Below are 22,237 nucleotides of genomic sequence, written 5' to 3'. Positions count from 1 at the left end.
TTTATCTTTTGCGCAGGAATTTAACCAGTTTTCCCGCCGGCATGGTATTGACTATGTCACCGGGCTCCAGCCAGGCCCGCCGCGCAACCGCCACGCCGTAGCACATTTCATCCATCCTCTTGAGGTCGTGGGCGTCGGTGTTGATTGCCATTTTGATCCCTTTTTCCTTTGCCCTGCGGGCGTTCAGGTCGCTTAAGTCGAGGCGGTCCGGCGATGAGTTTATCTCTAATATAGTACCACAACTGGCAGACGCCTCCAACACCCTCTCCAGATCCAGGGCGTATCCCTCCCTGCCGCTTAGCAGGCGCCCGGTCAGGTGGCCGATGATGTCCACGTTTTTGTTTTCAACAGCCGATATGATCCGCGCTGTCATCGTTTCCCGGTCCTGTTTAAAAGCGCTGTGGACCGAGGCGATCACCAGGTCGACATCTTTTAAAATTTCATCCGGGCAGTCAACGCCGCCCTTTGGCAGAATATCGGCCTCAATTCCGGTTAATACTGTGAAGTCGCCGGTCTTCTCGTTCAGGGACCGTATTTCCCTGTGCTGTTCTTTAAGTTTGTCCAGGGAGAGGCCCCTGGCGATTTTCAGGGACTGGGAGTGATCTGTTACCGCGATGTAACCGTAGCCCTTCTCCCTGGCCCTTTTTACCGCCTGCTCAATAGTGCACAGGCCGTCGCTCCAGACCGTGTGGACGTGCAGGTCCCCCCTGATATCCTCAAGCTCTGCCAGGCGGGGCAGCCTGTTCTGCAAGGCCGCCTCAACCTCACCCCGGTCCTCCCTCAGTTCGGCCGGAATATAAGGCAGGCCTAGCGCGCTATATATCTCATGTTCATCATGAAAACCGCTGATGTCCGCGGTTTTGATTGTGATGCCCCGGCTGGCGAGAAAAGCCTCCAGCCTGCTGAGATGCGCCCGGCTTCCCGTGCTGTAGAACAAGGTCAGTGCGAATTGTTCCTCCGGAACCACCTCCAGGTCCACCTTGATACCCCATTTAGTGAGCAGGCTTAAACGGTTGCCGTCCCTTTCCAAAACTTCGCTGACCCGCGGGTGTTTTACCACCGCGTCGATTACCTGCCCGGGATCAGCCGCCGCCGCGACAAGGTCGAGGTCACCAACAGTCTCACGCCAGCGCCGCACGCTGCCGCCAGCTTCGACATTAACCACACCGGACAGCGTCAGCAGGTAGCTTTTCAGCTCCCCCGCCAGGACATTGGCGGTAGCCAGCAGTACACGGCTGCCGCGGTCTTGGAGCATTTCTATATACCTTATAATATCCTTTTCGCTTTTGCCCCCTATCCCCGGCAAGCCCCGTACCCGGCCTTCCCTGGCGGCCCCGGCCAGCTCTCCCAGGCTGGTGATGCCGAGCCTTTCCTTAAACATGGCAGCCCGTTTCGGACCGATGCCGGGCAGGGACATTACCTCCAGGATACCGGGGGGGATTTCCTTCAGTAATCCTTCCAGCTTCTGCAGGCGTCCGGTAGCAAGCACCTCATCTATTTTTGCCGCTATGTTTTTCCCAATCCCGGGAATCTTGGAAAGTCCCCTTCTTGACCTGATCTCTTCGAGAGGCTCTTCCAGCCCGGCCAAGATCCTGGCTGCATTTCTATAAGCGCGGATCTTAAAAAAATCTTCGCCTTTAAACTCCAGCAAGTCGGCCAGCTCATAGAAAATCCAGGCCACTTCCTCATTTCTCATACACGTTGACAGCCCCATTCCCAGTAATAATATTCCCCAAAAAACAAGGAATAGTTCATAAAAAAACTCATGAATTCTTATTCATGAGTTCTCAGCATCATTCTTGCTTTCAGGCTCCAACATCCTTACCATGTTATCATGTTCTTCCTGAAGCTTCTTTAACTCATCCGCTATATTCAGTGCAGCCAGAACAGCCGTCTGGGCTTTTGTCAGCCTGGTGTTCCGGCCCGACAGCTGTTGCATTTTACGGTTGACGTACTGGGCGAGGGCAATCATCTCCTCCGGGGTGCTGCTGCCCTTTAAAGTGTAATATTCACCGTAAATTTCCACGTCCACCCGGGTTACTTCTTCATTCATAAGAAACCTCCAGGTTTTAAAAATTTTATTTTATTTCGTCATCTTTCTTCTTTTTTCCTGCGCCGGCATGCAAAAATTTCTGTCATTTCAATATACTGCATTTTTTTTGCAGGATATTAAGTCCGCTCCACAGAAATGAAACCCAACAAATCAAAGAGAGGTGATCATTTTGTTTGATTTATTTAACTCTCTGGGATTAACATTAATTGTGCTGATTATTATAGTATCCGCGCTGCCCACGTCGGTCAGGATCGTTAACCAGTACCAGCGGGCCGTACTGCTGCGTTTCGGGCGTTTCGTCACTGTGCTTGAGCCGGGTTTAAGATTTATCTGGCCTTACGGCATTGACCGCACCATGTACGTCGACCTGAGGGTGGCCACCATCGATGTTTCAGGCCAGGATATCATAACAAAGGACAACGTGCCCGTCTCCATCAACGCTGTGGTTTATTTTCAGGTCAGCAATCCCGAGCTGGCTGTTTTGAACGTCGAGAACTTCCGCCAGGCGACCACACTCCTGGCGCAGACCCTCCTGAGGTCTGTGCTGGGCTCACATGAACTGGACGACATGCTGTCCGAAAGAGAAAAATTAAGCAAAGTACTCAAGGACGAATTGGACAAATCAACAGAATCGTGGGGGGTCAGGGTGGTATCGGTTGAAATCAAGTCGGTTGACCTGCCGGAAGGGATGAAACGGGCCATGGCCAAACAGGCCGAGGCGGAGCGCGAACGGCGGGCCAAAGTTATTTCCGCGGAAGGGGAATACCAGGCTTCGCAGAAAATCCTGGAAGCCGCCTCAGTGATCAGCCAGAACTCTTCAGGGCTGATGCTGCGCATGCTGCAGACATTAACCGAAATATCGGTGGAAAAAAACAGCACCATCATTTTCCCGATGCCCATGGAAATAATGGAGTTTTTCAAGGCCAAAACGCTTGAAATAACACAAAACCAGGCCAACCAGGACAAAGAAAAGTAAATCATTACACAGTTACAATACAGAAGGCTCCGGCCCCGGACTGGCTAACAACACGGCAGTACGGGGTGGAGCCTTTATTAATCATATTTAATGGCAGCTAATCCTATCAGCCCCGCAGTTCCGCCCCGAACCTCCCGGCCAGAACCCTGGCGATGGCGTCGGTCCTTTCCCCCACCTCCGCGTCTGTCAGGGTGCGGTCAGCGGCCTGGAATTTCAAAGAAAAAGCCATGCTCTGCATACCGGCGGGGACCTGTTCCCCAAAGTAAATATCAAACAGTGAAACCTCGCTGAGCAGATTGCCCCCCGCCTCCCTGATCGCTGCAAAAATACTGGCGGCTAGGATATCTTTCTTAACCAGGACAGCCATGTCTCTTTCAATGCCGGGGTATTTTGGCAGGGATTTAAAAGCGGCCGGCCTGCCGGACAGGGCCAGAACAGCGTCGAGGTCCAGTTCAAAAGCCGTTACCTTTACCGGCAGCTCATAGTTATCCAGCACATCCGGGTGGAGTTCACCAAGGATCCCCAGCCTGACCCCGTCCGACTCCAAAACCGCGGCCCTGCCGGGGTGGTAGCTGGGATCGGCGGTCTCCGGCCGGAACGTGACCGGTGATGTCCTCAGGGCGCTGAAAAGCTCTTCCAGCACACCTTTCAGGTAGTAATAGCCGAGTTCCACGGGCGCCAGGTTCCAGCCGCCGGGAGCGCTGCCCATGGCCGCCGCGGAAAGGACGGTCCTCTCCTCGGGCTGGGTGTCCAGGCCCCTGGACGTAAATACGCGGCCGATTTCGAAGACGGCTCCGTTTTGCACCCGGCGGTTGTAGTTCCTGACCAGCACCTCCATCAGGCACGGAAGGAGCATTGTCCGCATGACCGAATGTTCCTCGCTCAGGGGATTCTGTATGTTCAACGTGTTTCTGAAAGGACTGTCAGCCGGCAGGTTCATTAAATCGAAAACCCTCGGGTGGACAAAACTGTATGTCATCACCTCGTACAGCCCGGCCCCGGCCATCAGCCTGCGGACACGGGCGGCTACAGCCTGCTCTTTAGTTTTTATCCCTCTGGTTGACTTGCCGAAAGGAAGCGTGTCCGGCGCCTTGTTGTAGCCATACATCCTTGCGACTTCCTCAATCAGGTCGACCTCCAGGCTTACGTCAACCCGGTGGGTAGGCACGGTTACCAGCAGGTCCCCGTCAGCATCCTGGACCGAGAACTGAAGGCTGGTTAGTATATCGCGGGCCGTTTCTGTAGATATGTCCACCCCGAGCACGTACGAGGCGCGGGATGGCCTGAACCGGATCGCCCGGTCGGTTATAGATTCCGGCAGCCTGTCAATCCTCCCGGCTACAGCATCACCGCATCCCATCTCCGCTATCAGCTGTGCCGCCCGGTCAGCCGCCCTGGCGCAACCCCCGATGTCAATGCCCTTTTCAAATCGCAGGGAAGCCTCCGAGCGCAGCCCCAGTGCCTTCGATGTCCGGCGTATGCTGACCGGGTTGAAAAATGCCGACTCAAGCAGGATAGACACTGTATTTTCCGTTACTTCCGTGGCCAGCCCGCCCATGACGCCGGCTACGGCCACAGGTCCTGACGGATCGGTGATGGCAAGCATGCCCGGGTTCAGAGCGCGCTCCGCGCCGTCCAGGGTAATAATCTTTTCTCCTTCCCTGATCCTGCGCACGATAATATGGCCGTCTTTTAATAGGTTATAGTCAAATGCATGCATGGGCTGCCCCAGCTCCAGCATGACGTAGTTTGTCACGTCCACGATATTGTTGACCGGCCTCATCCCCGCGGCCCGCAGCCGCTGCTGCATCCACATAGGTGAACTGCCGACCCTGACGTTCTTAATCAGCCTGCCCACGAAGCGGCGGCAAAGGTCCGTGTCCAGGATATCCACCCCGACCTGCCCCTCAATTTTTTCATCCAACTCCTTTACAGCCGGCTGCGGCGGCCGGAACGGTTTTCCCAGCAGGGCGGCTGTCTCCCGCGCCACGCCGATTACAGACAGGCAGTCGCCCCGGTTTGGGGTGAGGTCAAGCTCTAAAATATAGTCGTCCAGCCCCAGTATTTCTTTGGCGTCTTTTCCGATCTGAGTGCCGGGCGGGAGGATCATAATACCGTTCGCCTGTTCCGGGGACATGGTTTTGGGGTCGATCCCGAGCTCCTTGCCGGAACACATCATACCGCGTGATTCCACTCCCCTGAGCTTGGCCCGCTTGATTACCAGGCCACTGGCCAGCTTCGCCCCCTCCACGGCCACCGGAATAACGTCTCCTTCACTGACATTGGTAGCCGCGGTAATGATCTGCAGCTTTTCCGTCCCCACATTTACAGATGTAACCACCAGCTTGTCAGCGTTGGGGTGCCGGGCAATAGACTCGATCCGGCCGGTGATAACTTTTTCCACACCTTCGCCTGTCTCCGTGACTCCCTCCACGGTGATACCGGCAAGTGTAAGCCGGTCGGCCAGTTCCCGGGGTGATATGTTTATATCAACAAACTCCTGCAGCCATTTATAAGAAACCTTCACTTTATGAAACCTCCCGATTGATAGAATGAAATTTCACAGAATTAAAAGATTTATTTTCACAGGATTAACAAGTTTTAATCTTTGTTTTAAAACTGCCGCAAGAAGCGCAGGTCGTTTTCAAACAACAGGCGCATGTCGTCGATGCCGTACTTCAACATGGCGATCCGCTCGATCCCCATGCCGAAAGCAAAGCCCGTTACCTCCTCGGAGTTGTAACCCGAGACCTCGAGCACCCGCGGGTGCACCATGCCGGAACCGAGAATTTCCAGCCAGCCGGTATGCGAGCACACCCTGCATCCCCTGCCGCCGCACATCACACAGGAAACGTCCACCTCCGCGCTGGGCTCCGTAAACGGGAAATAGCTGGGGCGGAAGCGGGTTTTGGTTTTCTCCCCGAACATCTCCCTGGCAAATAGGGCCAGGGTGCCTTTCAAGTCGCTGAAAGTAATCCGGCGGTCGACGGCCAGCCCCTCCACCTGGTTGAACATCGGCGAGTGGGTGGCGTCGTCGTCACGCCTGTATACTTTACCCGGAGCGATGATCTTGACCGGCAGCTCCGGAGCGGTTTTTTCCATGGTGCGCACCTGGACCGGAGAGGTCTGCGTCCTCAGCAGGATTTCGCCGCTGATGAAAAAAGTGTCCTGCATATCCCGTGCCGGGTGGTCTTTAGGCAGGTTAAGCGCTTCAAAGTTGTAGTAATCAGTTTCGATTTCAGGCCCCTCGGCAATGCTGTATCCGAGGCCGAGGAAAATGTCCTGGATCTCTTCCAGCACAGCGCTCAAGGGGTGGATGCCGCCCAGCTGCCTCGGTGTGCCGGGCAGTGTTACATCTATTCCTTCACTGCGTAATTTCTGTTCTTTGACCAGTTCCTTCAGAGATGCCGTCCTGGCAGACAGTTCCTCTTCTATGGCAGCCCTTACCTCGTTCGCCACCTGGCCGACTTGCGGCCTCTCCTCAGCGCTCAGGCCGCCCATGCCCCTTAATATCTGGGTAAGTTCTCCCTTCTTGCCCAGGAACCTGACCCTGATTTCGTTCAGCTCATCAAGGCTTTTGGCCCCGGCCATCTCCCTGCGCGCCTGTTCACCCAATTTTTGCAGCCTGTCTTTCATCTAGTAACCTCCCGGTATGTAATTAAGAATGAAAAAACAATAAAAAACCGTCCCCTCTACAGGGACGGATTAATATACTTCCGCGGTACCACCCTCTAGTTTATACTTACTTAAGCATAAACCACTACATAATACGGGCCCAACAAAACCCACAAACCACCTTCCTGATAACGGGAGAAGATCCGGCGACACCTACTGGTTATCACGTTCAGCTGCAGCTCCGGGGTGAACTTCGAAGGTCCTGATTCCAGGAGGGCTTTCAGTCAAACGGTCCTCCTTCCCTGAGAAACGCCGGCCGTCTACTCTTCCCCTTCATCGCTATTAAGTATTATCTATTAAATTTTGATCTCTTCAATACTTAAACTAGAAACTTTACGCAAAAAACAATCAGACCTAGTGCACCGCCAGCCTCCTATATAATATATAGGCTCTTACCGATCCCGTCGCCTCAAACAGCCTCCAAAAAAATTCGGCGGTTAATGCCATTTAACCACAGCCTTTCCTCAATTTTTTGGGAGCCTTTTCGGTTTTGATTATATCACAAGCAAATTTTGATGACAAGGAAGTTTACAGAAAAATAGTAACGAGCCCTTTGCGTGTTAAAATGGTTAAAGTGCTGACAATCAACCCGCGCCGCGCTGTCTCAGAGCTTCGTAAAGCATTATGCCGGCAGAAATTGCCACATTTAAAGATTCAGCCTGGCCGGGCATCGGTATGCGCGCCAGTTCGTCCACACTTTCTTTAATCAAGCCGCCGATTCCTCCGGCCTCGCCGCCGACGGCGATGGCGCAGGAAACTTTAAAGTCAATTTCAAATAAAGCCTTGCTCGCCCGGGGATCGCCGGCTACAATTTTTATGCCCCGGCGTGAGAGGTATGGAATAACTTCATCCGCAGCGGGGCCTTGTATTACCGGCAGGTGAAAAATTGAACCCATGGTCGCCCGCAGGGCTTTGGGATTATAGATATCGGCCGTCCCTTTTAAGAGGACGACTCCCCCCGCGCCGGCCGCGTCCGCGGACCGCACTATGGCGCCTAGGTTGCCCGGGTCCTGCACACCGTCAACCAGCACCAGCAGGGCCGGCTCATCTATCTTTAAATCTTCCGGAGAGTTCCAGCGCTGGGGCGCCACTGCTATTATTCCCTGCGGCGTGCTGGTTTCCGCCAGCTCTCCGAATACGCCGTCCTCCACCTCGTACAAATATGCTTTCCTGGCGGACGCTGTCGCAATAATATTCTTTGCCCGCGAATTCTCCATGATCTTTTTATTGTATACCACCATTTCCACCGGCCACTCGGAATCAAGAATTTCTTCCACAAAGCGTATGCCTTCGACCAGGAACTTTTTTTCTTTGTCTCTGAAACGGTGGTTTGCCAGGCGGCGAACATATTTGATCCGGGGATTGTGTATGCTGACCAAGGTAACTCCCGCCCCTCAAATAATTAAAAAGCATGGTTGCACACCATGCCTCAAGGGGTCAGGCCCTTAACTTATCAACTTATACTATAAGGGAAATTTCACTATTTATAAGTTAAAGAAATGACCCCTGACCTTTAAAGCTTATCTTTGGCCACCTGGACCAAGCGGCCAAATGCCTGAAAATCGTTAACGGCCATGTCGGCCAACAGTTTGCGGTTGATATCCACGCCGGCCAGCTTTAATCCATTCATCAGCCTGCTGTAGGAAATCCCGTTCATTCTGGCTGCCGCGTTAATCCTGGTAATCCACAGCTTTCTAAAATCACGTTTTTTGACCCTGCGGTCGCGGTAAGCGTAAACCAGCGACTTCATTACCTGCTGGTTGGCCACACGGTACAACTTACTCTTGGATCCCCGGTAACCTTTTGCAAGTTTCAGGATTTTTTTGTGTCTATTTCTGGAAACCACACTGCTTTTCGCCCGTGGCATAGTTATTCCTCCTTTATGTGACAGGTTTATCTAGGGCAACAGCCTCTTCAGGCGATTAGCGTCAGCCGCGCTGGCAATGGTGGCCTTGCGGAGACCCCTTTTCCTCTTGGCGTTCTTCTTCCCGAGAATATGGCTGTGAAATGCGTGAGAACCCTTAAATTCGCCGCTGGCCGTTTTTTTGAAACGCTTGGCGGCCCCGCGGTGGGTCTTAATCTTTGGCAACTTTAAAGCAACTCCTTCCTAGTTGTCCTGCTTCGGTGATAGGATCATAATCATATTTTTACCTTCCAGCTTGGGCTGCCTCTCCACCAGGGAGAAATCCTTCACTTGTTCCGCCAGGCGCTTGAGCAGTTTCTGGCCGAGCTGCGTGTGGACAATTTCCCGCCCGCGGAAAATTATCGTAGCCTTGACTTTATCGCCGTCCTTTAAAAACCTGGCAGCATTTTTGGCTTTGACTTCAAAATCGTGGTCCTCAATACTGGGCCGCAGCTTAACTTCCTTAACGCTGATAATCTTTTGCTTCTTTTTGGCTTCCTTTTCGCGCTTGCTTTGTTCATACTTGTATTTGCCATAATCCATTATCTTGCAGACAGGCGGTTTGGCAGCCGGTGAAATTTCCACCAGGTCAAGCTGTTTTTCCTCAGCAATACGCAGGGCATCTCTTGAAGTAAAGATGCCGAGTTGTGCGCCTTCACTATCAATTAGTCTTACTTCCCTGGCCCTGATCTCCTCGTTAATACGGAAATCTTTTGTAATAACAGGTTCACCTCCCCAATAAATTGAAAAAACAAAAAGCGGGCAACCACCCGCTGTAATAAAGTCAACCTCACAGTTTACTTGAAGATACCCAGCAGACAGCGGATTTAAGCGCGTCGCAGGGTGAGAAGCGGATGGCTTCTACTTGACAGTATTTGTTATTTGACGAATGGAATTATAGCATACCTGGTGCGGCAAGTCAAGGCATTACGCTATAACATCTTATAATGACAGGATAAAGTTTTACCACGGCGGGCGTCGTTAAAAATAGCTGCTAATGCGCCCTGGTCCTTATTTCCTCCAGCAGCTTATTTTCAAACTCTGCCAGCGGCATGGCGCCCAGGTCGCCCCTGGACCTGTGGCGGACAGCCACAGTCCCCTGCTCCGCTTCTTTGTCGCCCACAACGAGCATATAGGGTATCTTCTGGGCCTGCGCCTCGCGGATCTTATAGTTTATCTTTTCGTTCCGGGCGTCGACCTCAACCCTGATGTCCTTTTCGTCAAGGCTTTTTTCTATCTTCCGGGCGTACTCGGCATGGCGGTCGGTAATGGGGATCACGCGGGCCTGCACCGGCGCCAGCCAGGCCGGGAAAGCACCGGCGAAGTGTTCGGTGAGAATACCGATAAACCTCTCAATGCTGCCGAAAACAACCCGGTGGATCATCACCGGCTGGTGCTTCTGGCCGTCCTCACCCACGTAGACAAGGTCAAATTTCTCCGGCATCGTGAAATCCAGCTGGATGGTGCCGCACTGCCAGGTGCGCCCGATGGAGTCTTTCAGGTGGAAATCGATTTTAGGCCCGTAAAAAGCGCCGTCACCCTCGTTTACCTTGTATGGAAGCCCTTTTGACTCCAGCGCGTCCCTCAGGGCATTGGTAGCCATCTCCCAGATCTCGTCGGAACCTATGGATTTCTCCGGCCTGGTGGAGAGCTCCAGGTTGTAGTCAAAGCCGAACTTCTTGTAGAAATCGTCCTCTAAGTCTATTACCCCCATGATCTCGTCCTTAACCTGCGAGGGGAGCATAAAGATATGGGCGTCGTCCTGGGTAAAACAGCGTACCCGCATCAAGCCGTGCAGGACGCCGGACAGCTCGTGACGGTGGACCAGCCCCAGCTCCGCCATCCTGATCGGCAGCTCCCGGTAGCTGTGCAGTTTGCTTTTATAAATAATGATACCGCCCGGGCAGTTCATCGGTTTTACAGCGTAATCGACCTCGTCAATTTTGGTGAAATACATGTTTTCCCGGTAATGGTCCCAGTGGCCGGACTGCTCCCACATCGCGCGGCTTAAAATAACCGGTGTGCGGACCTCCTGGTATCCCCGCTTTTTATGCTCTTCCCGCCAGTATTTCTCCAGCTCGTTGCGCAGGACCATCCCCTTGGCATGGAAAAACGGGAAGCCCGGACCCTCGTCCTGGATGCTGTAAAGGTCAAGTTCAGCCCCGAGTTTCCTGTGGTCCCTGCGCTTGGCCTCCTCGATCCGGGAAAGGTGCTCGTCCAGCATTGATTTTTTGGGGAAGGAGGTGCCGTAAATTCGCTGCAGCATCTTGTTTTTCTCGCTGCCGCGCCAGTACGCTCCCGCCACGCTCATCAGCTTTACCGATTTCAGGCGGCCGGTGGAAGGCACATGCGGTCCCATGCACAGGTCGGTAAAGTCACCCTGTCTGTAAATAGAAAGGGGGGCGTCTTCCGGCAGGTCTTCAATTAATTCAACCTTGTAACCCTGGTCTGATTTTTTAAACATACCAAGCGCTTCCGGCCTGGAAATTACAGACCTTTCAAACGGCAGGTCGGCCTTGATGATGGCTTCCATTTCTTTTTCTATTTTAGCAAGGTCCTCCGGCACAAACGGCTCGCGGGTGTCAAAGTCATAATAATACCCGTCGGCTATGGCCGGGCCAATGGCAAACCTCACGCCCGGAAACAGCTTTTGCACGGCCTGGGCCATGACGTGGGCCGTGCTGTGGCGGTATACCTGCCTGCCCTCTTCATCATCAAAAGTCAAAAATTCAACAGCCGCGTCCCGCTCCAGGGATCGCCCGATATCCGTTAACCGGCCGTCGACTTTTGCCGCCAGTGCCTCCCTGGCCAAACGGGGGCTGATATCTTTAGCTATATCCATCAGGGTTGTACCCGCCTGGTACTCCCTGGCGTTACCGTCCGGCAGAGTCACCTTAATTGCACTGATTTCACCCATTACAAACACCCCTTTATGGTTTATTCAAAAAAATTTTCACAAGATTTACAGGATTAAAAAGATTAACAAGATAAAGATTAAAAATTTCAAGATATTATTGTAGATCTAATCTTTAAGTAAAAACATGAGTATTTTAAAAGACTGTAAAAATAAATTAATCCTGTTAATCTTAAAAATCTTGTTAATCCTGTGATAATATTAATTTTTTTTGCTCTTTAAAAATCAAAAGTCCCTGACTAGTAATAGTCAGGGACGGTAATCCCGCGGTTCCACCCTGTTTAGAAAGAAATCCTTTCCCGCTCACGGCAGTTAACGTCTGCCTCCGGCGCGGCCTACACAATAATTTCAGCCGCGCGGCTCCAAGGCGGTTTTCAGAACCCTCATCACCTGAAGGCGTTTTCAGCCAGGACGCCTTCTCTCTTTAGGCTGGATTGGTACTTACTCGTCCTTATCATCGCCTGTTGTAATATACTGTCAGGTGTAATTATATTAACACAACACCCTTTTGTCAACAAACATCCTTATTGACTTATTCTAATTTTTGCGGGCCGAAGCACACAGCCTGCAGCCCTGGCATTCTTTAATCCGTCCCGCAAACACATTTTTTATCGTATCCAGCGTCGCGCTCATGCTGTTTTTGTTCTTATAGTGGAGGGTGATTTCTTTTGGAGCAATTGTAATCAGGGCGCTGATTAACAGGTCTTCATAGTTTATTTCGTTATCAGCAAGGTCGATAATATAACCCTCCAAATAATCGCTCCTGACCGGCTGCATACTGCCGTCAAAAAGCTTGAAAACCCCGCCGCCCCTGATCAGCACATGGACAGCCTCAATCTTTGATTCCTGGATATCAACAAAATATTTTAAGAGCTGGACAAATTCCTTGTATTCCCTGTCTATTAAAAAATCATCAACCGCCCTGTCCGCCGCTTCCCTGAGCTCACCGATATATTCTTTTAGCCTGAACCTGATAAAACCTTCAATAATGATGCGGTTATTATACCGTAAAAAATCAAGCAGCTTCTGCAGTATTCTGCTTTTGCGGCTGAGCCAGTACAGCGTGTCCCTGGAATTTTGCCCGTCCCTGTTGATATGCTGCAGGGCGTATTGATATATTAAATCCTTTTCGTCCTCACCGAAGTAGTAATAGTTTTCTTTAATGATATCTTTAAGTAAAATATCTTCCCAGTGGTTCAAGATAATATCTGAAATGGTATCGGCCAGGTAATGCTTGAATATATTCTGGGCTTCCTCGAGTGTGCTGCCCGACGTACCGCTGTCAGAAACACGAAAAGCCAGAAATGTAAATTTTCCGGCGGGACTTTCCTCCAGGTCCACCTTGAAACCGTCTTCGTTGAAAAGCTTTAGTTCACGGCCCAGTTTGGCCTTGAGCAAATCAATGAGCTGCGTTGAGCCAATGGAGATAGTCTGGGCCACGGCCGTCCCTCCTTAATATTGAATAACTTCTTCTTCAGTATAGACAAAAAATATTGGCGCTATGCCATACAAAATATTATAAATATTTCCCCTTTTATAAGGCTGCGCTTGCTCCGCTCAAATACCCGGTTGAAAAAGCAATCTGCAGGTTGTATCCTCCGGTCAGCGCGTCGACGTCAATTATCTCACCGGCAAAATAAAGCCCTTTAATAATTTTTGACTCCAGGGTGGATGGATTGATCTCTTTGGTGTCAATTCCCCCGCTGGTAATGATAGCCTCGTTCAGAGGGCGAAGTCCGCTTACATCGACGGTAAGTTTTTTCATTTGCCGGGCCAGGAGGGCAATATCTTCCCTGGTAGCCACATCAACCTGTTTTTGGGGGTCCAATCCGGCTTTTTCGAAAATAACAGGGACCATTTTTTGCGGCAGCAGCACGCCCATGGCATTTTTAAGATACCTGCCGCTGTTCTGCTTCAAACAGTCACGCAGGCGGTCTTCCAGCTGTTCTTTAGAAAAACAGGGAAACAGGTCAATTTCGATCTCTGCCGGAAACAATGTTTTTCTGCTGAGATAACTGCTAAGATTAATAATCGCCGGCCCTGATAATCCAAAGTGCGTGAACAGCAGCTCCCCATCCTGCTCTGCTGCACGGCTGCCGGCTGACGCCCGCACCCTGACATTATCAAGTGTTACGCCCCGTAAATCCTTTACCCAGTCCTCACCTGACACTAAAGGGACCAGCGCGGGCCGAGGCTCTACAATGCTGTGCCCGAGATTTCTTGCCATTCTGTACCCGTCGCCGGTCGATCCGGTCTGCCTGTAAGACACCCCGCCTGTAGCCAGCAAAACTTTTGCGCATTTTATCCTGACGCCGTTTTTTAAAAGCACCCCGCTTACCCAACCGTCTTTAACTAATATTTCCTCAGCTTCAGCATTAAGCCTGATTTCCACACCGTTTTCCCGCAGGTGCCGCCGGAGCGCGTCCACCACGTCAACTGACCGGTCGCTGGCCGGAAAGACACGGTTGTCTTTTTCCACTTTAAGTCTTACACCCAGCGACCTCATAAGAGCAATCATGAGCATATTATCAAAAGAACTAAAGGAGCTATACATGAATTTGCCGTTATTCACGATGCTCTTTTGAAAATCATCGACAGCGCCGCTGTTAGTGATATTGCACCGGCCGTTGCCGGTAATACGAAGTTTTTTGCCCAGCACGTCATTTTTTTCGAGGAGAACAACTTTAAGGCCGTTTCTTCCCGCCGTGGCCGCGCCCAGCATGCCGGCGGGACCACCGCCAATTACGATCAGATCATACATTTTCCTTACCTCATAAGAAAGATAAATTGGTTTAATATAAAAAATTTTCAGAAATTAATGTATAATTTTATCAGAATATTTAAACTTTATGATATAATTTTATTAACCAGTAAATTATAAATTGTTACCTTTTTTACCAATTCAAAATAATATTCAGCCCTTGTATGTTCCTTAAATTTTATGTCATTTCTCTTTGATTTTGCAATTTAAAATTAAGGGGTTGCCCATATGGAACGCCTGGGTGATATGAATGAAAATAAATATATTTATGGAAAAAGGGTCGCTACAGTATACAGATTTGATAACGGGGTTAGGATTATCGGCTTCAAACAGGAAGACTATTTTGATTTACGAGTGTTGACCATTGGTTTTAATACCAAGAGAATCGGTTTGGGTGAAAGCGCCTTAAAACTCGTCCGCCCGTTATTTAAGATCATATCCGTCAACGAAATCAATGAAGGGGCCCTTCCGTTCTGGACAAAAATGAAGGAGCGTGGTCTGGTAAATAACCTGGGAACTGTAAAATGGGAAGGCAATTATGATTATACGATGTCCTGCTGATAAAAGCCCTTTTTTAGGGCTTTTTTTATGGCACAAAAACCATTGTGCAACATATTATAATAAAATGTCAGCCGGGTTTTGACAAAACGGACTCTATTGGGAATATATCCAAAACCGGCGCCCAGGGAGGCCGCAATTTATGAAAATAGGTTTAAAAACCCTATTCCAATTACTTGTCCTTTTTATCCTGTCCTTTATAACTATTATTATTACAGGCTGAATATCATAAAAAGTTGTCTTTAAAGCGCGGTCCTAAAAAACAATCGGGACTATCGTCACGGGTCAAAATAGTACAAACAGCCCTTTACTATTTAAAGTGATTCATATATATTTCAGATTATAATATACTGATAGTTGCAAACATAGTAAAACTGGGGACATAAAAGCAGCGGACAATGCATAAACGTAGACAGCCGGGTTACCAGGAAGTAAATATGTCTTTGCGATTTCCAACCCGGGCTTTTTCACCTGGGTTTTTTATTATGGTTGATGAGGGTCGTTATTAATGAGCAAAAAAATTATGATCGTGGACGACAGCAGTTTTGCGAGAAAAATGATAAAAGACATCCTCGTCAGCGAAGGTTACGAAGTTATTGGCGAATTCGAAAGCGGGGGCGCGTCCGTTGATGAATACACGCGTTTAAAACCGGACCTGGTAACGATGGACATCATAATGCACGAAATGAGCGGCATTGATGCCCTGGAGCGGATATTAACCATTGATAAGGACGCCAGGGTAATTATTGTCAGCTTTATGAATAACAATGATTCCATAAAAAAATCATTGCAGGCCGGCGCCCTGGATTTTGTAACCAAGCCCTTTTCCAGAGAGCGCCTGCTCGAGGCAGTTGAAAAGGCCCTTGAACGAAAATAACCCTCCGGATTCCCGGAGGGTTTAATTCTGAGGCACGATCTTAACCCAACGACATTTTAATTGATTCTCAGCATTTTCGGGTCTTGTTATATCAAAATATTAACCAGTTGTCTCAGCATATTTATCCTGCCTTCGGCCGCATAAATATTTCTGCCCTTTTCATCCTGAACAACAACCATTTCCGAATCTTCTTCCGGTTTTACTTCTTTCCAGCCGCTGCTTTTCATCTCTTCCCACAGCCTGGATGTCCATTCATTGTCATTCCAATAAATCTTACCATCCATGTAGGGTATGGTTTTGTTGATTTCATCAATTTTAGCCTGATCCATTTTAAAGCCTCCTGTAATAAACTAAAAGCCTACCAAAACGTTATTAACCAATTGCCTTAACATGGTTATTCTGTCAGTAGCCTTAAATGCAATATTGCCGCTTCCATCCTTAACAATAATTATATCCGGATTTTCTTCTGACTGGACTGCCACCCATCCCATTTCAGACATACGTTCCCATAAATCTGATGTCCAATCATGGTTGTCTTTCCAATAAATTTTCCCTTCCACGTATGGTATGGTTTTATTGATTTGTTCAAGTTCTGTCTGATCCATTTTTAACCTCCGATTTTATTAAAAATCTATAAATCAAAAACCCTCAGGAGGCTTATAATTAGTCCCGGAGGGCTTAATCTAACTGGTGGGCGGGATTGGTATCGAACCAACGACCTTCTGCGTGTCAAGCAGACGTTCTCCCACTGAACTACCCGCCCAGTAATATATATTATCGTCGATGGCCCGGCAAAAGTCAAGCTTTCCTGACACCCTTTGAAAAAGGTCCCCGGTCATGGCCTGACCCGTTTTCCCGTTTTTCACAGCGCTGATAGTATTTAATTAAAAACCTTATCCCATAGCTGCCTGTACCATCCTGTCCTGGGCAGTTCCTCACCCGCCAGCAGCCTGACCCGTCCAAGTTCCTGCCCCTTCTCCATATAAACGCACTCACCAAGATACTGCCCTTTTTTTATAGGGGCGGCAGCCGGATCTTTCACCTCAACCTTTCTTTCCAGACTTGGAAGGTCATCGGGGTCAATCCTTATTTCGAGGGCGTTTTCAGCTATTATATCTACCCTGTCTTTTATTCCTCCGGTAACTGGGACGCTTGTAATTATATCACCCTTCTCTGCCACAGTGACAGGCTTGACTACCTTAAAACCATAATCAAACATATTGATGCAGTCACGGTACCGGTCATTGCTGTGCAGCGACACCGCGATCAGCCTCCTCCCCTCCCTGGTGGCCGACGCAACCAGGCAGTTGCCGGCCAGAGGGGTGGTCCCTGTTTTTACACCGTCAATCCCTTCATAATCCCTAAAAAGCAGGCGGTTGCTGTTTTTAATCTTTTCTTCCCGCTCCGGCGGCTCAATCCAGTGGATTGTTGCCTCCCTGGTCTGGACAAGATCATTGATTTTTGGGTGCCCGAGCGCATACCTGCTGAGCCTTGCCAGGTCATACGCCGTGGTATAGTGGTTGGGGTCATGATAGCCGTTGGTATTGGCAAAGCGGGTGCTGGAAAGGCCCAGAGCGGCTGCCTTGGCGTTCATCATGGTTATAAAACGGGCGTGGCTTCCCCCGACATGACACGCGATAGCCACGGTCGAATCATTGGCTGAAGTGACCAGCGCGGCCGTAAGCAGCTCTCCGAGAGTGATTTTTTCACCCTTCCGCAAATTGATTATTGATCCCATGGACACTGACGCCGACCTTGAGTCTACCGTTACCACGTCATCCAGACTGCCGTTTTCTACGGCGACGACAGCTGTCATAATCTTGGTCAGGCTGGCCGGCGCCGCTCTCCTGGTATGGTTTTTGGCAAAATAAATCTGCCCTGTTTCCACGTCAATAAGTACGGCCGCGTCCGCGGTAACCCGCGGGGCGGTTGCGGCTGCTGCTTCCGGAAAAACCGCGGAAATAAGGAACACCAACAAAAGAATCAACCTGAGTTTAACAGCCACAGGGCTTATCCACCTCTTATCGTAAATTTGCAGCCAGGGAATTAAGATATAAAAAAACCGTATTTAGAGTGCGGTCCCTATGGCATGGGGGAGAGCCTGCGGGCTATTTCAGTCAGCTCACCGGCAAAAGAGGAAACCGGCTGGCCGGCAGCAATGCCGTCTGCTATCCGCCTCAGGCGCGTAATGGTATCCGGGTCGCTGCTGACATATACCGCTGTCAGGCGCGGCTCGGCCTTTTTCACCTCGCCGGCCACATCTCGCTTGACTCTGTCTGTTTCGCCCTTCTCCAGGCCGGCCTTCTCGTCGATTCCCACATAGGCGGTAGTGCCGGCTACCACAACAGCAGCACTGTTGACTCCGGGCACACTGTCTGCCGCGCCGGACAGGCGCGATGTAATCGCGTTAACCTCCTCCTGACCGGTGGGCATTGGCTCCTGCGGAACCTGTATATTGGGCTTTTGCTGCGGGGCGGGCTTTCTAAAAGCACCGCATCCGGCAGACAGCATTATCCCCACAATTATTATCACTGTTAGAGCCACGGCCCTGTTTATCCTCATATTATTGCAGCCTCCTTTGCTTACTATAGGCTATTATCTCAAAACACAATGGAGTTATTCCCCGCAAAAACAATAAACCCGCCGGAGGCGGGCTGCAAACATGTGTTTATTGAGATTTTTTTCGCTGGCGCCAGAAGTAGAAAACCAGGGCGGCTATGCCGATAACTATGACAACGTCCAGCCTGTGGAACCAGGGTTCAATGGCATGCCAATTTTGGCCTAGCTTCATCCCAATGTATACGAGAAGAAGGCTCCAGGGCAGCGAGCCCAGGAAAGTATAGAGCAGGAACCTTTTAAAATTCATGCCGGAGATACCGGCGGGCAGTGATATAAAAGTCCTGATTATGGGCATCAGGCGGGTAAAAAAAACCGTGGCCTCACCGTAACGGTTAAACCAGTAGTCAGCCATTTCCAGGTGCTTCATTGAAAAGCCGAAATAACGTCCGTATTTAACCAGGAAGGGACGGCCTCCCCACAGGCCGAGGTAGTAAGACAGCGCTGAACCGACAGTGCCGCCAACTGTCCCGGCCATCACAACCCCGTAAAAATCAAGCTTGCCGGTTGAAACCAGGTACCCTCCAAACGGCAAAATAACTTCACTGGGCAGCGGAATATTAGCGCTTTCTATTGCCATGCCGATCCCTACTCCCCAGTATCCCAGCGCCGCAATATAGCTGGTTATGAACTTGACTACAGCCTCTATCAGCTCGGTCAAATAAATCCCCTCGTAAAAAACGTTTTAGAGTGAGGTTATGAACAGCTCCGCTGCTTAACAATTGTTTTTACTCTGTCCTGGTGGCGTAACGCTTGTCGCCGGCCACTAAATTTAATGATTTCCGGATTAGCCTGAACCGTGATGAAATAGTAGCCGGAGAAACACTAAACCTTCCGGCCAGGTCCTGCTGTTTCAGGCGTTCCTCTCTTTCAAGCCAGGCAAACGCATATATCACTGTCGCAGACCATACCGCGGTCTTTCGAATGGCAGGGCGCTCCTTGGAACAGTAATCGAACCAGAGCCTGATCGCCCCTTTCTGCTGCTTCAGGCTGTAACCCAGCGTCTGTAATCCCTCCCGGATGCTGACAGCCACCACTGCGTAACCAAGTTCGGGCCATGTGTATATATCGCCTTCGTCAGCCGGGGGGGAAGAGTGCCTGCTCCTCTGCCAGTTATCTATATTGTTTACAATAAATTTACCAAACAGCTCCGTCAAAAGGCTTTTACAGTCTGCCAACAGTTCCACCGTACCGGCGGTTACAATCATAAACCGGGTTGTTAAAACAAGGTGTCCGATAACAGGGCGCAGGTCGGTTTTCTTACAGCAAGACTCCGTGCCTCCCGCCTCAGGTTTGGTTTCATCTTCCTCCCGTGCTCTGGAGCGGTAACTTTCTCCGAGTATTGCCGCCGTCGCCTGCCGGAAAGCGCCTGAAGCATCTTTTGTTACCCCGATCAGCCTGAAATTGCCGGGGCTTGTAATGGAAGCAAGCACTTCCTCCCAGCTTGTGATCGGCATAATAGCCATTCTCTCCGTTGTTTCTTTTTCCAGCATATCCCTGCCGGACCCCGGGTTGGGAATGCCAAGGTCCATGACCCAGGCATTAATTATATGCGCCCTTTCTTTCAGGTAGTCATTCCACTCCTGCACCCTGCTTTTTTGTTCCCTGTAAAATTTCAGCCGGTCCCGCTGCAGTTTCTTTAAAAGCGGTTCTTTCAACCTGCCGGGCAGCGCCAGGCCGCTTGTTGAAAACTCGTATTCCTCACCCACTGCCAGGACCCTCATCAGCAGCAGGCTTCCCTGCTCTATTTCCAGGGACGCGTTTACATCGCTGACTTTGATTTCCCTGCGATTGATTATATCCTTGATGATGAGGCCTTCTTCCGGCAGAATTCCGGTCACTTCATAGAGGGAGTTGCAGGAAACAGCCCATTTTTGCAGCAGGGCGGCCTCGTGCTCACTCACCGACAGGCGGTGTTCATCCAGGTACGTTTCTATAATGGTCTGGCCGCTGTAAAGCCTGTAATCAAAGATAAACCATTCAAAACACCGTTCCATGATAAAGTCGTCATCGCTGTCTATAAGCTTCTTGTCGATACAGCCCAGGTAGAGGTCCTGGGCGCGGGCGGCATCCCAGGAAAAAATAGGCTGATCTGCAAACAAGCCCAGATTGCGGCGCAGATCTTGTCCGGCGCGCCGCCACCTGGCCTGTTCAAGGGAATAAAAAACCTTGCGGTATCCACAGCATTTTTCGTATGGCTTTCCGCTGCCGCATGGACAGCCATCTTTATTAACGGGCATTTTTAACCTCCGTATCAGTAATGCTGTCAATATTATTTTTTATATAACACATCCCTATTTATATCATAACTATTATTATTTCTCAATAATGACAGTGCTGCCCTCATATCTTATGCGGGCGTTAAAAAGATTTAACACGGATTCATGAATATATAAGCTTCCTTCCAGTGACAACAGGGACTCCTCTCCCGGATATGTCCGGCCGTCAACGACGTAGTGGCCGTCTCCCGGATAAAAAACAGCTTTTGATTGCAGTTTTGTTACCTCTATAGCACCTATACCCGGCTGCCAGTCGACCCGGTATCCCATGGATTCAAACAACAGCCTCAGGGGCAGGTAGGTTTCCCCCTGCTGCCGGATCACCCGGCCGCTTATATCCGGGACCCCGTTTACCATAACCACACCTTTGTCCAGGTCAAAGACTATGGTGCTGCCGGACGACCCATTCAGGTAGCCCTGGGCCACGGCCAAAGATAAGCCGGGAGTCAGTACCTGGATGTCCGGGCTTAAACCCGTGCCGTCAATTTCCCTGTCCAAAGGGGTGTGATACCTGGCCACGGTAATTTTTAAAGCCCCTCCTGTTTCCAGCGGGACTATAACCTGGACAGTACCCTTGCCGAATGTTTGCCCGCCGATTAGAGTGGCCAGGCCGTAGTCCTGCATGGCTCCCGCCATTAATTCAGACGCGCTGGCTGTATATTGGTTGACCAGAATAACCATGGGCATATCCTCAATTACATCGTTGTTCCACTCCGCAAGGAATTCTTTCCTTTCGCCGTTGCGGGTAAAAGTGCTTGCCACAACCTTGTCCTGCCCGACAAAGTTACTGCTGATGTTGACAGCAGAGTGGATTGTACCACCGGGATTATCCCGCAGATCAAGGATTAGCTTGGAAGCCCCCTGTTCAGTCAGGTCATCAAGTATTTTTTTAAATTCATCTCCGGTGAAGTCACCAAACGTGTTAATACGTATGTATGCGATATCGCCTTCAAGGATCCTGCCTGTTACAGTGGGGGTGCTGATATTGTCGCGTGTCAGTTCGACCTCGAAATCAGCCATTCCTTCTCTCCGTATGGTAAGTTTCAATTTTGTCCCTGCCTGGCCGCGGACTCTCTCCACAATTTTTCCCAGGGGCTCTCCAGCTATGTCGGCGCCGTCTATTTTTATAATCATGTCTCCCGGCATAATGCCGGCTTTACTGGCGGGAGTATTCTCGAATGTGTTGAGGACCTCCGGGTATGTTTCACCAGGCTGCATCTGAATGCCTATGCCCACGTAATTACCTTCTATGGAGTCTACAAATTCTTTTAGTTCTTCCGGCGTCATATAAACTGTGTACGGATCGTTTAAAGTTTTCAGGAGCCCTTCAATAGCACCCTGGATCAGCACCTGGCTGTCCGGTTCGCTGATATGCATGAGCTCAACGTACATGATAATTTCATCCACGCTGTCTATGTCCAGCCCCTGGACCTTATTATCGGCTGCAGGAGCTTGAGCCGCCCCGCTAAAAGTTAAGACTAGAGCAATTAACAGGGTAAGCAGGAAAAGGTTTTTCCGCAAGTTGCACCACCCCCAATTTATAAGTAAATAAACTTCGCTCCCGAGGTGTAAACTCCTGCATTTTTTTCCAGAATCGTGATTTCAATAATAAACGAGCAGGTATT

22 protein-coding genes, 1 tRNA gene and 2 other annotated features are annotated in these 22,237 nt (G+C 50.2%); of the genes, 3 read left to right on the top strand and 20 right to left on the bottom strand.

Translation table 11 applies throughout. The features are described from left to right. Position 1: 1 nt before the first annotated feature. Both polX and ACOBQJ_RS04140 read right to left on the bottom strand, forming a co-directional pair. The gene (gene polX, locus ACOBQJ_RS04145; protein WP_421070470.1) at positions 2–1,696 is read right to left on the bottom strand and encodes a DNA polymerase/3'-5' exonuclease PolX; all 1,695 of its coding nucleotides are present in this window, start codon (positions 1,694–1,696) and stop codon (positions 2–4) included. A gap of 81 nt (positions 1,697–1,777) precedes the next feature. Continuing rightward, the gene (locus ACOBQJ_RS04140; protein ID WP_421070469.1) at positions 1,778–2,053 is read right to left on the bottom strand and encodes a cell division protein ZapA; all 276 of its coding nucleotides are present in this window, start codon (positions 2,051–2,053) and stop codon (positions 1,778–1,780) included. A 169-nt stretch (positions 2,054–2,222) separates the two neighbouring features. Here ACOBQJ_RS04140 and ACOBQJ_RS04135 point away from each other — a divergent pair, with 169 nt between their 5' ends. Beyond that, the gene (locus tag ACOBQJ_RS04135; protein ID WP_421070468.1) at positions 2,223–3,029 is read left to right on the top strand and encodes a slipin family protein; all 807 of its coding nucleotides are present in this window, start codon (positions 2,223–2,225) and stop codon (positions 3,027–3,029) included. Between the two features lie 106 nt (positions 3,030–3,135). On the opposite strand, the gene pheT is transcribed toward ACOBQJ_RS04135, so the two are convergent. The 10 genes from pheT to ACOBQJ_RS04085 form a co-directional block, all read right to left on the bottom strand. Then, positions 3,136–5,556, bottom strand: coding sequence for a phenylalanine--tRNA ligase subunit beta (gene pheT, locus ACOBQJ_RS04130; protein WP_421070467.1), 2,421 nt, complete (start codon positions 5,554–5,556; stop codon positions 3,136–3,138). A gap of 86 nt (positions 5,557–5,642) precedes the next feature. Next, a complete protein-coding gene (pheS, locus tag ACOBQJ_RS04125; RefSeq protein ID WP_421070466.1) occupies positions 5,643–6,665 on the bottom strand; it encodes a phenylalanine--tRNA ligase subunit alpha in 1,023 nt (340 codons plus the stop codon). A gap of 393 nt (positions 6,666–7,058) precedes the next feature. Further along, entirely contained in the window at positions 7,059–7,151 is a 93-nt protein-coding gene (locus ACOBQJ_RS04120) for a YqzL family protein (protein WP_421070465.1), read from the bottom strand. 137 nt (positions 7,152–7,288) lie between these two features. Then, the gene (locus ACOBQJ_RS04115) at positions 7,289–8,083 is read right to left on the bottom strand and encodes a TrmH family RNA methyltransferase (protein ID WP_421070464.1); all 795 of its coding nucleotides are present in this window, start codon (positions 8,081–8,083) and stop codon (positions 7,289–7,291) included. A gap of 134 nt (positions 8,084–8,217) precedes the next feature. After that, positions 8,218–8,571, bottom strand: a complete 354-nt coding sequence (gene rplT / locus ACOBQJ_RS04110; RefSeq protein ID WP_421070463.1) for a 50S ribosomal protein L20 — start codon at positions 8,569–8,571, stop codon at positions 8,218–8,220. Positions 8,572–8,601: 30 nt separating this feature from the next. After that, entirely contained in the window at positions 8,602–8,793 is a 192-nt protein-coding gene (rpmI, locus tag ACOBQJ_RS04105; protein WP_421070462.1) for a 50S ribosomal protein L35, read from the bottom strand. Positions 8,794–8,811: 18 nt separating this feature from the next. Next, positions 8,812–9,327 (bottom strand): translation initiation factor IF-3, encoded by a 516-nt coding sequence (gene infC / locus ACOBQJ_RS04100; RefSeq protein ID WP_421070662.1) that lies wholly within the window; start codon positions 9,325–9,327, stop codon positions 8,812–8,814. Positions 9,328–9,351: 24 nt separating this feature from the next. Beyond that, positions 9,352–9,480: a sequence feature (ribosomal protein L20 leader region), on the bottom strand. A 121-nt stretch (positions 9,481–9,601) separates the two neighbouring features. Continuing rightward, positions 9,602–11,524, bottom strand: a complete 1,923-nt coding sequence (gene thrS, locus ACOBQJ_RS04095; protein ID WP_421070461.1) for a threonine--tRNA ligase — start codon at positions 11,522–11,524, stop codon at positions 9,602–9,604. Between the two features lie 245 nt (positions 11,525–11,769). Beyond that, positions 11,770–11,988, bottom strand: a binding site (T-box leader). 70 nt (positions 11,989–12,058) lie between these two features. Further along, a complete protein-coding gene (gene ytxC, locus ACOBQJ_RS04090; RefSeq protein WP_421070460.1) occupies positions 12,059–12,961 on the bottom strand; it encodes a putative sporulation protein YtxC in 903 nt (300 codons plus the stop codon). 94 nt (positions 12,962–13,055) lie between these two features. Beyond that, complete coding sequence (locus tag ACOBQJ_RS04085) at positions 13,056–14,282, bottom strand: NAD(P)/FAD-dependent oxidoreductase (protein WP_421070459.1); 1,227 nt, start codon at positions 14,280–14,282, stop codon at positions 13,056–13,058. A gap of 228 nt (positions 14,283–14,510) precedes the next feature. Here ACOBQJ_RS04085 and ACOBQJ_RS04080 point away from each other — a divergent pair, with 228 nt between their 5' ends. Together ACOBQJ_RS04080 and ACOBQJ_RS04075 are read left to right on the top strand one after the other, a co-directional pair. Further along, a complete protein-coding gene (locus tag ACOBQJ_RS04080) occupies positions 14,511–14,843 on the top strand; it encodes a hypothetical protein (RefSeq protein ID WP_421070458.1) in 333 nt (110 codons plus the stop codon). Between the two features lie 505 nt (positions 14,844–15,348). Beyond that, complete coding sequence (locus tag ACOBQJ_RS04075) at positions 15,349–15,717, top strand: response regulator (RefSeq protein ID WP_421070457.1); 369 nt, start codon at positions 15,349–15,351, stop codon at positions 15,715–15,717. Between the two features lie 86 nt (positions 15,718–15,803). Here ACOBQJ_RS04075 and ACOBQJ_RS04070 read toward each other — a convergent pair whose 3' ends face one another. The 8 genes from ACOBQJ_RS04070 to ACOBQJ_RS04035 all read right to left on the bottom strand — a co-directional run bounded on the left by ACOBQJ_RS04070 (position 15,804) and on the right by ACOBQJ_RS04035 (position 22,133). Continuing rightward, positions 15,804–16,046 (bottom strand): hypothetical protein, encoded by a 243-nt coding sequence (locus tag ACOBQJ_RS04070; protein ID WP_421070456.1) that lies wholly within the window; start codon positions 16,044–16,046, stop codon positions 15,804–15,806. A 21-nt stretch (positions 16,047–16,067) separates the two neighbouring features. Then, entirely contained in the window at positions 16,068–16,322 is a 255-nt protein-coding gene (locus ACOBQJ_RS04065) for a hypothetical protein (protein ID WP_421070455.1), read from the bottom strand. An 83-nt stretch (positions 16,323–16,405) separates the two neighbouring features. Then, positions 16,406–16,480, bottom strand: a tRNA-Val gene (locus ACOBQJ_RS04060). Positions 16,481–16,597: 117 nt separating this feature from the next. Next, positions 16,598–17,722, bottom strand: coding sequence for a D-alanyl-D-alanine carboxypeptidase family protein (locus tag ACOBQJ_RS04055; RefSeq protein WP_421070454.1), 1,125 nt, complete (start codon positions 17,720–17,722; stop codon positions 16,598–16,600). Positions 17,723–17,799: 77 nt separating this feature from the next. Next, entirely contained in the window at positions 17,800–18,279 is a 480-nt protein-coding gene (locus ACOBQJ_RS04050; protein ID WP_421070453.1) for a YhcN/YlaJ family sporulation lipoprotein, read from the bottom strand. A gap of 106 nt (positions 18,280–18,385) precedes the next feature. Further along, positions 18,386–18,994, bottom strand: coding sequence for a DedA family protein (locus ACOBQJ_RS04045; protein WP_421070452.1), 609 nt, complete (start codon positions 18,992–18,994; stop codon positions 18,386–18,388). Between the two features lie 67 nt (positions 18,995–19,061). Next, a complete protein-coding gene (locus tag ACOBQJ_RS04040; protein WP_421070451.1) occupies positions 19,062–20,573 on the bottom strand; it encodes a hypothetical protein in 1,512 nt (503 codons plus the stop codon). A 75-nt stretch (positions 20,574–20,648) separates the two neighbouring features. Then, positions 20,649–22,133: a S41 family peptidase gene (locus ACOBQJ_RS04035; RefSeq protein ID WP_421070450.1), complete on the bottom strand. Its 1,485-nt coding sequence runs from the start codon at positions 22,131–22,133 to the stop codon at positions 20,649–20,651. Between the last annotated feature and the right edge of the window lie 104 nt (positions 22,134–22,237).

Source organism: Pelotomaculum propionicicum, from assembly GCF_048984525.1.
In the GTDB taxonomy this organism is placed as follows: Bacteria; Bacillota; Desulfotomaculia; order Desulfotomaculales; family Pelotomaculaceae; genus Syntrophopropionicum; species Syntrophopropionicum propionicicum_A.
Note: the sequence above shows the minus strand (reverse complement) of the source record. Positions and strands in the feature narration are given on the sequence as shown.